We start from the raw sequence: 12,955 nt of genomic DNA on the forward strand, positions 1-12,955 counted from the left end.
GTTGATCATAACTGTGTATATGGTTTAAATGTATAAAAGTTATTGCCGAAAAATTTTTGTTTGGCCTTGAGGGCCCAAAATTTTTCAGAATAACTTTTCGACTTACACAGTTAGTAGGATACTACCTAAATTGCTGATCTTTCATCAGTTTTTGAATTAAATCCAGTGTCCCTGGTTTAACTGTTTCTTTGTGTAACATCTGAGTTTTTCTTTGCTCAATTGAAAATATTTACAAACGGCATGCACGGCCATGTCAGAAAGATAGGTAATATCTTTTTTAAGGGCTTGAACCACACTTTCCCTTCCATAAAATCGAATCATCTCCTCCCAATCTTTATCATTTCCTTTGTCAAGCACCCTTTCCATGATAGTTTTATAACTTCTATTCCAATCTAGCTTGTCGAAATCTAAGTCCCAAAACAATACTTTTGGCAAGTCTGGTTTTTTAACCTTTTGGATGAGGGGCTGGCGTTCAATCTTAATCTCATCATTTTCAAATGGGATTTTCTTTTTGGACAGATAGTTATTCAATGTATGGTAGTTATAGGCTGGGTAGCTGTCACAAAATCCTTTTAGGCTAGTAAACACGTCAATATCCGTACTTGCAAATCTCTTCCATTGGACAACAATTACTCTCTTATTGATCTCCTTTAACATGATACAAATCTAACTAAAACAGAAATGAATGACTAATATTTTTAAATATTTGTCAATTGAGGATTATTAGTAAATAATTTTGATTGTTTTTATCCATTCCCTTCCACAATTTTTATTTCTTCGTCGGTGAGGTCGTAAAGTTGGTAAACGAGTTGGTCGATTTGGGATTCTAAGTCGGTTGTGTCTTCCTTAGAATCTTTCTTTTTAAGAGAAAGAGTGTTATTTACAAGTTTTTCAATTTCTGTTCTCTGTTTTTTTGTTCCAGTTGCAATAGGTATTTGACTAAAATATTTCCAAATTAATTGATAACCGTTTTGAATAGCTGTACAATATTTTGAGATAAGCCACCATCCCAACTTTGAGTTTAGAATACCTAAAAGTATTTTATCATCAGAAGGAATAAACCACATAGAATTATTGCAGAACATTCCACTCTCATCATAAATAAAGCAAGGCTTAACCTGTAATACTTGATACATTATTTTCGGCTGCTCAAACTTATCATAGTAATCACAAGCTCTAAGCTCCCACCAATAATCCCCCATATCTGATCTAACTTCCGCTTTCGTTTTATATTTTATTAAATGATTTGCGATAGCGCTATACTCGTTTTTAAACCAAGTCCAAGCATCTGAAAAATCCATACTGCCATATCTTGGCATTGGCTCTCTTAAAAAATTGGGATTATCTTGACTTAAATTCTTTTTTATAGTCAAACCTTTTGGAATAAGTATTAACCAGTTCGATACGGTATTCCCATTATAAGGTTTTATATTTCTGCCCAATAAAAAAGGTTTTAATAATTCTTTTGACTTATAGTCTTTTGCAATTAGCTCATCTTTAGTTTTTTTATCGACGACAAACGCTTCGGTTAATCCAGTTTTAATTCCATATTTGCCCATCCTACCAAGATAATCCTCTAGTTTATCTCCCTTCAAATTTAGTTTTGATAGAAGTAATTGATCTGTGGTGTTTGAAATAATCCAAGTCTCATCGGTTAAAGAATCGTGCGCAATAGATGTTTCTAACTTAGAAACATAATGAGGAAAGTCACTTATAAAACTAGAAGAATTAATTTTAACAGTTTTAAAGTTTCCACTTGATTGTTCTTTAGTAGCAGTAAGTATGCAAGGATAAGTGGTTGCTTCATCAAAAACCTGAAAATCTCCAAAATCAATTATTTCAAGTAAGTTTTGCTTTAATAGGAAATGTCTAGCGGGTTTTCCATAGCCCGTTTGCATAAATTTATTAGGCATTATGTAGGTGAAAATTCCTTGCTTTTTCAAAATATCGAAGCCTTTTTCGATAAAGAAAACGTATAGATCCGTTGTGCCATAGAATAGACTAAAATAATTTTTAAAATATGGCTTAAATTCTTTTATTTCCTCATGTCGGATATAAGGCGGATTTCCTATCACCACATCAAAGCCCACAAATTCACCTTCATCATTTAAAACCTCAGGAAATTCAAATCGCCATTCAAAAGCATTTTCGAAAATTTTATTGCTTTTTATTTCATCAATTTCGGTTTCTAATATTTTGGTTTCATTACTCAGCGCTTCAATTTTTTTATTCCAATCGGCTTTTTCCTTTTTGCCCATTTCAAAAAGTTGGGTTTGCTGGGTCATTTGAAAAAGTTCGCCCGATAGCTTTCGTAGTTTCTTAGCTTTTGGATCGTTCAACGAAATTTCACTTCTAAAATCAGATTTTATGTCGGCAATTAACCGTTCCATTTCACGCTTTTGTTCTTTACTTTCCGCATTGCGATAAGTATCAACCGCTATTCGGTAGCTATCAATAGTCCACTTGCTTTTTTTAAGTGCTTGCTTCAAATCGGCATCAATGGCAAAACGGCTTATTAAAGAGTTTCCGCATTTTATATTAATATCGATATTAGGGAGTGTTTCTAATTCAGTTGTGTTTTTGTAATAGGCATTTTTTAATAACTCTATCCACAAACGTAAACGACAAATTTTTACAGAGTTTGGGTTTATATCAACCCCAAAAAGGCAGTTTTCGATTAGAGTTTGCTTTTCGTGAAAAAGCGTTTCTTGTATTCGTTGACTTTCTCCCCCTTTTGTTCCCCCAGAGGGAGAAATCCCTGGCGTATATTCAAAAAGTTTTCCTTCCTCATCTGTAACAATTAATTCGTCATTTACAACTTCAACGTGGTATTCTTTAAGTCGTTTTCCATCTCTATCTTGCAGTATTTTAAGGTCGTTTTTTACCGCTATAATCTCATTCAATGCCGAAACTAAAAAGTGTCCCGACCCGACCGCAGGATCGCAAATTTTAATACTATTTACAATGTCATTGGCTTCTTTTCTATCTTCAATTTTATCGTATAATTCATCTAGGTTAACGCAATCCCAGTTTTTGGTTTCGTTAAATTTTTGAACCACAGCTTTGCGTATCGTTTCACGGCACATATACATGGTAATGAAGCCGGGCGTAAAGAAAGAGCCGTCTTTATAGCCATTTATTTTTTCGAAAATTAAGCCAAGAACAGAAGCATTAATTAGTGATTTATTGTCTTCTTGAATATCTTCTGAACCCTCGCTTGTAAAATCGTAAGCATTTAAAAATTCGAATAAATAGGCTATTGTAGTTAAATTTCCAGTTCTTTTTTTGCCTTGCTCATTTTTAAGCACAGTAGAAGAAATAACCGGAATCGTTTTGTCGTCTTTTAAATTGCTGATAAATAAAGTAAGCTGTTCAATCTCGGTAGGTTCGAATAATGAACTATTTAAATAGGGTACTTTTTCGAAAGCCTTTTTTACATCTTCGTTTCTGTCATCGTATCTGCGAGCCAATACTTGAAAAAACAAGCTATTCAAATCATCGAAGTTTTTTATTTTGGCAAAATTTAGAAACGAATAAGATTTATCGCCTTTGTGGTAGGTAATCAGCTGGGCTTCTAATAATTTCAGAAACAAAATTCTATTAATCCACGTGATAGAAAGTTCTAAGCCAACATTAAATAAACGTTCTTGTGTGTTGCTGCCAAATTGATTGGGTTTATCTAATCGGCTAAGTTTATCAAGGCTATCAAGCTGTATAATCGCATCTTCGAGAATGCTTCCCGAATTTCGTTCGTTTTCTTTGGCGCGTTGAATTAGTTTTTTGCCACCTTCTTTGGTTTCAGTTAAGCCAATTATATGTAATAATTCGCTGTAGAAACGCTTATCAAGACTATTGCTATCATTAGTGAAAGGAAGTTTTAAAAGATGCTCGGGCGATAAAAGTTTGAATAAAGCAATCAGTATATTATCATCGCCTCTATCCGTATTGCGTAATGGTTTTTGGTAATCTTGAATATTGAAGTAAGTAAACTCGATCTCGTTGGTTAAATTCGAAATAAAAGGCTCGGCAATTTGTTTGTAAAAGAAATCTGTTTTTGTGTCTGCCAATCGTCCACCTTCGAAATCGTTAAATTGATTGACTAAGGTTTTATTTTGCGCAAAAAGTCGATCGAATAGGGAAGCATCAAAAATAAACCACTCATTTATATTAGTTGCAATAAGGTGTTTTACTTCGAGGTTTTTATGCGTTATTCTTTCTCTCAAATAATAAAGTACCAATTCGTGAAATGCTTTCGCATTTATTTTATTGGTCGAAATCATTTCCGTTTTATTGGTTGGCTTTTTAGCTTCGATAATTACGCCAACGGTATTACTTGCCTTTTCTCCGTTATGAATAACAAGGTCGTTTCTTCCTTTTGTATTTATAAAATGATTTGGTTCGTAATATGTTTTTTTTAAAAAATCTATTACAAGGTTTTTATGAAATTCTTCCGATTCAGTATCGTTTGTTCTATCAAGTAATTGAATAAGATTTGTTTTAAAGTTTTCAATTTCATTCCTATTCGGTTTTACTTTTAAAAATGCTTTATTTAACGCTATTCTTGGTTTAACTTGTTTTAGTTGCATTTAACGCCAATTTATTTGAGATTGCTAAAAATAGCTTTTTCAATTAATATTTAAGAAACTTAAAAAACATTAAATTTTAGCGTAGGGTGAAAAATTTACCAGGAATGCTTTAGTGCAAATGCTTTGGCTTTGTTAAAAGATAAAGCAATTCCATTTTTTGAGGTGGTAAATTTAATTAAAGGTTAGAAACCATGTGAACCTCAGTCTAAAAAGAGGGGAGAAGGCATTTTGCACATAAAAAAGATCTTGTAGTTATTCTTTACAAACGGTACCGTTGGATAAATTGGTAAAACCGAATATTGCTGTGCCTGCTTCGCCATTTATAAAATAACTAACGCTCATTTTGTAATTAACGGTAATTATGGGCAGGTGGCATTGGGTTTAAGTTTACACAAGTATGGGTTAGTAGATAATTACATTGAAAGAATACGATATAGTTCGAGGTTTAAATAATAAAACCCTTTACTTACTTCACGTTTCTCCAATACTCCCAATTGTGTTAATAGCTCTAAATATTTTCTTGATGTATTTTCAGCATATGTACGGCTATCTACCAAGTGCTTTACCCTGGTAAAAGGTTGGGTGAAGATGGCATTAACCAATTGATCGGGTCGCTGTATATCTGTATCGGCTTGTATCGCAGCTAGAATGGCTTCCTTAGCAGAGATAATATCGTTAATCTTATCGTAAGTGAGATTTGAGGTAACCTCTACTGCTTTAAGAATATACATTATCCACGTTTTCCAACTTCCTCTTTGGGTAATTCCAGAAAGACCAGCATAATAATCCTCTTTGTTATCCATAATGAATTTACTAAGAAAAAGTATTGGATAATCGATCAAACCTTTTTGAGTTAGGTAATTTATATTGAGAATGCGACCAGTTCGTCCATTCCCGTCACGAAAGGGGTGTATCGCTTCAAACTGGTAATGGCCAATAGCCATCTTCAATAATGGATCAATTGGGTATTTTTTATCATCGTTTAAAAAATCAATTAGGTTGCTCATCTTTGTTTGAAGAACTTCTTTTCCACGTGGTGGTGTATAAAAAGTCTTTCCAGCATTGGACCCTGTACCCCCTTCCTTAATCACCGTCTGCGCTATTGGTGTACGTATCCCATCAGAAAACTGGCTTACTATCCTATATATCTTTATAAAATAATTATTGATATTTATAATGTGAATAGATGTTTTTTACCTTAAATGTTTTGTGAAAAATTGATTGACCTTAAAAATCGTTAGTTTTAATGTAAAATTCCATCTATAACATTAAATAGGTAAGGTATTTAAATATTAGCGTTAAAAAAAGTAGTTTTTAATGTCGGATTATGACGTAGTTGAAGTAATCTGCTAATTCGCAAAAAAGGTTAAATATTTAATTGACGTCTTGTAGAAGCTTGATTTAAAAAGACTTGTTATTTTCTCAGAATTGCAGTTGAAATATCTTTTTAGTCAAAAAAAGCCCCACATTTCTGTGAGGCTTTTCGTGATCCCGCTGGGATTCGAACCCAGGACCACTACATTAAAAGTGTAATGCTCTACCAGCTGAGCTACGGAATCATTCCTGTTTAAGGAGGTGCAAATATAGGATTATGAAGTATTTCTTCCAAATAAAAATTTATAAAATTATGTACTCAATTGATTTATAGTATGATTAATTATATTCACCCCACCTTGTAGTCCATTTATCCATCGAGTGCGCATTTAAATAAATAGATAAATTGGATTTTTTCGCTGAAGAAGTGGCAAACTGGATTTTTCTTTTTATAGAAATTATAAACTTTGGGTATTGATTAAGCCACGGCAAATACTCAAATCGCTAAATAAAACGACACAGATATTAGGTGTCATCGCACACAATTAAACAAACGCTTAAAAAAAGTTAGTCACAATTGCGAAAAATTAAACGGTTTTTTTATATGTTAGTAGAATTATTTTTAAACCGAACCAAATACACTAAATTCTATGCAGACCACCCAAACAACGAGTGTTAAGCCACTTGTTATTATTTGTGCCTTGTTTTTTATTTTCGGCTTTGTTACTTGGGCCAATGGTACACTCATTCCATTCTTTAAACTATCATTTGGTTTATCAGATATTCAAGCTTTTTTAGTTACTTTTTCATCCTATATGGCTTACTTCTTTTTAGCCTTACCATCATCGTGGATTTTGAAAAAAACCGGCTTCAAAAACGGAATTATACTAGGCTTAATTATTTTAGGTATTGGGTCTTTAATTTTTATCCCGGCGGCAAAAACTAAAACATTCGAGTTGTTTTTGACTGGTATTTTTGTTCAAGGCGCAGCATTGGCACTTTTGCAAACAGCTGTTAACCCTTATTTAACCATTATTGGCCCAATAGAGAGTGCAGCCAAACGAATTAGTATTGCTGGTATTTGTAATAAGTTTGCCGGTATGACTGTTCCTTTTATAATGGGTACGTTATTTTTAGCAAATGCATCAGCTGTAGAAGCCAAAATAAAAGGTGCTGCCTCAAAAATTGAGCATGATGCGTTGTTAAATGACGTACTTGCAAGGGTAAACACACCCTATATTGTACTTGCCGTAATATTTTGTCTCTTTGCCATTGTAGTTAAATACACCCATTTACCAGAGGTTAATGCCGAAGATGATATTGTTGATGATGACCATGGCGTGGCGGTAAAGCGTACGAGCATATTCCAGTTTCCTCACTTATTTTTAGGTGCATTTTGTATTTTTGTTTATGTAGCAGCAGAAGTAATGGCTGGAGATATTATTGGTGTTTACGCAAAAGAACTTGGTATAAGCCCAGATATTAGTAAGTATTTTACATCATTAACTTTAACCAGCATGCTTGTTGGTTACTTAATTGGTGTTTTTACCATTCCAAAATACTTGTCTGCGCAGTTAGCCCTAAGAATATGTGCTATCTTAGGTGTTTTATTTTCGATTGCCGCTTATTTAACTTCTGGTTATACCTCCGTTGTTTTTATCGCGTTATTAGGTTTGGCCAATTCGTTAATGTGGCCGGCAATTTTCCCGCTAGGCATAAGCCATTTAGGTAAATTTACTAAAACTGGTTCAGCTATTATGATTATGGGTATTGCAGGAGGCGCAATCTGGCCACTGTTATATGCTTTTATTAAGGATCATTTACACTTAGATTTTCAACTTTCGTATTTTATAACCGTGCTACCTTGTTATCTATACATTATGTTTTTCGCCATTAAAGGCCATAAAGTAGGTTTGCATTTGAAATAATTGCGCTAATCAAAAAAGCCCAATCTTGAAAGGATTGGGCTTTTTTTTTCTTAAAAAATGGGTAATGTTTTAAAATTGCTAAATTTGAGCATGAATAAAGCTATTTTTCTTGATCGTGATGGTGTTTTAAACCACGAAATATATGATTACATCTGTAAGGTAGAAGATTTTAAAATATTAGATTATCAAATTCCGGTATTGAAAAAGCTTTTTGATGAGGGTTATTTGTTGGTGGTAATTACAAATCAAGGTGGAATTGCATTAAAACGGTATTCGGAAGATGAATTAGCCATTATGCACGAAATGTTGAGGATGGCTTTTAAGAAGAAGGGAGCGGAGATTGCTGCTTTTTATTATTGTCCGCACCACCCAAGCGTTGGTGGGGAATGTAAATGCCGTAAACCAGCACCGGGTATGATTTTGGATGCTTTGGATATGTTTGATATCGATCCGGCACTATCTGTTATGATTGGCGATAAACCACGCGATGTGGAAGCGGCCAACGCAGCAGGCGTAAAGGGAATTTTGATTGCGCCCGACGAGCAGATCAGTTACGAAAAAATTAAGGCGGTTTTGGCAAATTAGCAGCACTTTTTTACCATCAACTTTGTTGACCATTAATTTGCCTTACCTAATGCAACAGCGCGGTGCGTTGGCAAATGCCACAGATTGGAGCATCTGTTGCGGTTATCAGTGATTGTTTAATTTTATAAATTTATTTTTTTTATTAGCTTGACCATTTGTGATTTAGTGATGTTACTTTCTTCACTTTTCGGAAAAATTGTAGTTACATTGATAATTGTATCATCTTTACTTTATAGTACAAAATATTATACGATATCCGCCACTTTTACCTTTATTTTCTCCTTATAACCCCTTCGGGATTTTTTAATAAATTTCCTCGCTTAAAATGTTGGTGTAACGAATTGATTTTGAATAGTATAATGTTGCTGTATATCAGACAACTATCAGAACTAAAAGGGGGATTGTAAAGCCCGTAGGGCTGATATTATTATAAAGGCAAGAGATTTTTCAGTGAGTTGAACCCCGTAGTGGGTGATATTTTTTTACATTATAATTTGTAAATATGCCACCACCTTCGGGGTTTAATTACGCATTTATTTATGCAATAATAATTTCATCCCTTCGGGATTTTTTTATAAATTTCCTCGCTTAAAATGTTGGTGTAACGAATTGATTTTGAATAGTATAATGTTGCTGTATATCAGACAACTATCAGAACCACAAGGGGAATTTTAAAGCCCGTAGGGCTGATATTATTATAAAAGCAAGAAATTTTTCAGTGAGTTGAACCCCGTAGTGGGTGAAATTTTTTTACATTATAATTTGTAAATATGCCACCACCTTCGGGAGTTTAATTACGCGTTTATTTATGCAATAATAAATTCATCCCTTCGGGATTTTTTTATAAATTTCCTCGCTTAAAATGTTGGCGTAACGAATTGATTTTGAATAGTATAATGTTGCTATATATCAGACAACTATCAGAACTAAAAGGGGGATTGTAAAGCCCGTAGGGCTGATATTATTATAAAAGCAAGAAATTTTTCAGTGAGTTGAACCCCGTAGTGGGTGATATTTTTTTACATTATAATTTGTAAATATTCCACCACCTTCGGGGTTTAATTACGCGTTTATTTATGCAATAATAATTTCATCCCTTCGGGATTTTTTTATAAATTTCCTCGCTTAAGATGTCGGTGTAACGAATTGATTTTGAATAGTATAATGTTGCTATATATCAGACAACTATCAGGACTAAAAGGGGGATTGTAAAGCCCGTAGGGCTGATATTATTATAAAAGCAAGAAATTTTTAAGTGAGTTGAACCCCGTAGTGGGTGATATTTTTTTACATTATAATTTGTAAATATGCCACCACCTTCGGGGGTTTAATTACGCGTTTATTTATGCAATAATAATTTCATCCCTTCGGGATTTTTTAATAAATTTCCTCGCTTAAAATGTTGGTGTAACGAATTGATTTTGAATAGTATAATGTTGCTGTATATCAAACAACTATCAGAACTAAAAGGGGGATTTTAAAGCCCGTAGGGCTAATATTATTATAAAAACAAGAAATTTTTAAGTGAGTTGAACCCCGTAGTGGGTGATATTTTTTTACATTATAATTTGTAAATATGCCACCACCTTCGGGGTTTAATTATGCGTTTATTTATGCAATAATAATTTCATCCCTTCGGGATTTTTTTTATAAATTTCCTCGCTTAAAATGTTGGTGTAACGAATTGATTTTGAATAGTATAATGTTGCTATATATCAGACAACTATCAGAACCACAAGGAGAATTTTAAAGCCCGTAGGGCTGATAATGCCAGTCACCAATAACTAATTATCCAAAAACCCAACCAACCAACCAAAAAACCCAACCAATCCATAATGTTTTTAAATAACGTTAAACCGTTACAATATCATTTTTTTGCCGAATGTACTTCTCTATCTTAGTATAAATAGAGCCCGTAATGGTGTTAAATTTTTAATTCGACTAAGCCATTCGCCTAACTAATATATTGATCCATGTCTAAAAATAACTTTAATATTAATGGTTTAACCAGTGAGGAAGTCGAGATTTCGCGTATAAAGTTTGGTAAAAACACTTTAAAATATAAGCGCGATAATACCATTTTAGATGCCCTTAAAAGTTTAGCTAAAGAACCAATGATTATTTTATTGTTGGTGGCTTCTTTAATTTATTTTATAAGTGGCCAAACCGGCGATGCTGTATTTCTCGCCTCGGCAATTATCATTGTGTCTGCTTTGTCTTTGTTTCAGGATTCGAGGAGTAGAAATGCGCTGGAGAAATTAAAAGACTTTACACAACCCAATTGTAAGGTAATTAGAGACGGAACAGTACAAGAAATAAAAAGCGAAGATTTAGTTGTTGGCGATAGTTTAATGGTAGAGGAGGGCGCTTCCATTACTGCGGATGGAACAATTATTCATTCCAACGATTTCTCGGTAAATGAATCTATCCTAACGGGAGAATCGCTCGCAGTTTTTAAAGATCAAGATAACGAAAATAGGGTCATTTACAAAGGCACCACAGTAGCAAGCGGGTTGGCTATAGCCACCATAACCCACATTGGCAACAATACCAAACTTGGTAAAATTGGCGAAAGCCTCGAAAGTATTAAAGAAGAAAAAACACCTTTAGAATTGCAGATAAACAGTTTTGTGAAAAAAATGGTTATTGCCGGAGCGGTAGTTTTTTTAATTGTTTGGGGCATAAACTATTTCCACTCCTACAATTTATTAGATAGTTTGCTTAAAGCGTTAACACTGGCCATGAGTATTTTGCCGGAGGAAATTCCAATGGCTTTTACCACATTTATGGCCATTGGTGCTTGGCGATTAATGAAGATGGGCATTGTGGTAAAACAAATGAAAACCGTAGAAACCTTGGGCTCGGCAACGGTAATTTGTACCGATAAAACAGGTACGCTTACCGAAAATAAAATGAGTTTAGCGAAAGTATTTACCTTAACCGCACAAAGAATTGTAACGCCCGGAGAGGCGAACGAGTCCGAGAAAACCCTGTTAAAAACAGCCATGTGGGCAAGCGAACCCATACCGTTCGATCCGATGGAGGTTGCGCTCCACCAATCATATACCGATTTGCACGAAACTGATGAACGGTCAAACTTCAAAATGATTCATGAATATCCACTGAGTGGGAAGCCACCAATGATGACGCATCTTTTTGAGAATGCCGAAGGCCATAGAATTATAGCGGCCAAAGGCGCACCGGAAGCAATAATGAATGTTTCTAATTTAACCATAGCGGAAAAAGAACAAATTCAAACGGCCATTAAAAGTATTACGGCCGATGGTTATAGAGTTTTAGGTGTGGCTTCATCTGATTTTACAGGTAATAATTTCCCTAAAACACAACAAGAATTTAAGTTTAATTTTAAAGGTATCGTTGCATTTTACGATCCACCGAAAGAAAATATTGCTCAGGTTTTAAACCATTTTTATGATGCTGGGATATTGGTGAAAATTGTAACAGGTGATAACGCAGAAACTACTGCGGCCATTGCAAAACAAATTGCGTTTAAAGGCTATGAAAATAGTTTAACAGGCGATGATTTAATGAAACTGTCGGAATTAGAGCTGCAAGACAAAGTGATGGAAGTTAACATTTTTACGAGAATGTTTCCTGAAGCAAAACTGAGGATTATTAATGCATTAAAAGCAAAAAAACAAATTGTAGCCATGACAGGCGATGGCGTAAACGACGGACCTGCTTTAAAAGCGGCGCATATCGGCATTGCCATGGGTAAAAAAGGAACTGAAATAGCAAAACAGGCTGCGTCTTTAATTTTGGTAGATGATGACTTTTCAAAAATGGTTGATGCTGTGGCCATGGGCAGGAGAATTTACACCAATCTAAAAAAGGCAATTCAATACATCATTTCCATTCATATCCCAATTATACTTACTGTTTTTATTCCGCTGGCTTTAGGCTGGGTTTACCCAAATATTTTATCTCCCGTACACATCATTTTTCTCGAATTAATTATGGGACCAACCTGTTCCATTATTTTTGAAAATGAACCGATGGAAAAAAATAGTATGGTGCAAAAGCCCCGCCCATTTGTATCTTCTTTTTTCAATTGGAGCGAGTTAACAACCAGTATAATGCAAGGCTTGGCCATTACATTTGGTACGCTATTTATCTATCAATATTCGGTCAGTCAGCATTTTAGCGAAGATCAAACTAGAACAATGGTTTTTACTGTTTTAATTGTTGCCAACATTTTTTTAACATTAGTAAACCGATCATTTTACTATTCCATTTTTACAACTTTGAAGTATAAAAACAACTTGGTTATACTCATTATTGGTATCACTATTTTAATTACCAGTTTATTGCTTTTCGTGCCAATATTCGCTAACTTTTTTCAATTCGAAAGGTTAAATTTAAGCCAGTTGACGATTAGTATTGGGGTTGGTTTTATAAGTGTGATTTGGTATGAATTTGTAAAAATTAAAACAAGGATAAATAAACATGCTGGTAAATAATCAGTGTTAATTTAGTCAAATTTTTTGTAATATTTTCAATCGTCTAAGTTCAATGGTAAAA

General features: G+C 34.0%; 6 protein-coding genes and 1 tRNA gene. 3 read left to right on the forward strand and 4 right to left on the reverse strand.

What is annotated here, in order from left to right; translation table 11 throughout:
- Positions 1–156: 156 nt before the first annotated feature.
- The 4 genes from EZJ43_RS15880 to EZJ43_RS15895 all read right to left on the reverse strand — a co-directional run bounded on the left by EZJ43_RS15880 (position 157) and on the right by EZJ43_RS15895 (position 6,145).
- Entirely contained in the window at positions 157–657 is a 501-nt protein-coding gene (locus tag EZJ43_RS15880; RefSeq protein ID WP_133263706.1) for a DUF6922 domain-containing protein, read from the reverse strand.
- An 89-nt stretch (positions 658–746) separates the two neighbouring features.
- Positions 747–4,586 (reverse strand): class I SAM-dependent DNA methyltransferase, encoded by a 3,840-nt coding sequence (locus tag EZJ43_RS15885; RefSeq protein ID WP_133263707.1) that lies wholly within the window; start codon positions 4,584–4,586, stop codon positions 747–749.
- A gap of 413 nt (positions 4,587–4,999) precedes the next feature.
- Positions 5,000–5,677, reverse strand: a complete 678-nt coding sequence (locus EZJ43_RS15890; RefSeq protein ID WP_243718117.1) for a Fic family protein — start codon at positions 5,675–5,677, stop codon at positions 5,000–5,002.
- A gap of 395 nt (positions 5,678–6,072) precedes the next feature.
- Positions 6,073–6,145, reverse strand: a tRNA-Lys gene (locus tag EZJ43_RS15895).
- Positions 6,146–6,550: 405 nt separating this feature from the next.
- Between EZJ43_RS15895 and EZJ43_RS15900 the strand changes: the two genes are divergently transcribed.
- The 3 genes from EZJ43_RS15900 to EZJ43_RS15910 all read left to right on the forward strand — a co-directional run bounded on the left by EZJ43_RS15900 (position 6,551) and on the right by EZJ43_RS15910 (position 12,894).
- Entirely contained in the window at positions 6,551–7,828 is a 1,278-nt protein-coding gene (locus EZJ43_RS15900) for a sugar MFS transporter (RefSeq protein WP_133263709.1), read from the forward strand.
- A gap of 90 nt (positions 7,829–7,918) precedes the next feature.
- Positions 7,919–8,413 carry a D-glycero-alpha-D-manno-heptose-1,7-bisphosphate 7-phosphatase gene (locus tag EZJ43_RS15905; protein ID WP_133263710.1) on the forward strand — a complete coding sequence of 165 codons (495 nt, stop codon included), beginning with the start codon at positions 7,919–7,921 and terminating at the stop codon, positions 8,411–8,413.
- A gap of 1,973 nt (positions 8,414–10,386) precedes the next feature.
- Positions 10,387–12,894 carry a cation-translocating P-type ATPase gene (locus EZJ43_RS15910; RefSeq protein WP_133263711.1) on the forward strand — a complete coding sequence of 836 codons (2,508 nt, stop codon included), beginning with the start codon at positions 10,387–10,389 and terminating at the stop codon, positions 12,892–12,894.
- Positions 12,895–12,955 lie beyond the last annotated feature (61 nt).

It is taken from the genome of Pedobacter changchengzhani, assembly GCF_004354365.1.
Lineage (GTDB): Bacteria > Bacteroidota > Bacteroidia > Sphingobacteriales > Sphingobacteriaceae > Pedobacter > Pedobacter changchengzhani.

Coding starts and splice junctions, on each gene's coding strand:
- EZJ43_RS15885 (WP_133263707.1), bottom strand. CDS start 4,586: ATGCAACTAAAACAAGTTAAACCAAGAATAGCGTTAAATAAAGCATTT.
- EZJ43_RS15880 (WP_133263706.1), bottom strand. CDS start 657: ATGTTAAAGGAGATCAATAAGAGAGTAATTGTTGTCCAATGGAAGAGA.
- EZJ43_RS15900 (WP_133263709.1), top strand. CDS start 6,551: ATGCAGACCACCCAAACAACGAGTGTTAAGCCACTTGTTATTATTTGT.
- EZJ43_RS15910 (WP_133263711.1), top strand. CDS start 10,387: ATGTCTAAAAATAACTTTAATATTAATGGTTTAACCAGTGAGGAAGTC.
- EZJ43_RS15905 (WP_133263710.1), top strand. CDS start 7,919: ATGAATAAAGCTATTTTTCTTGATCGTGATGGTGTTTTAAACCACGAA.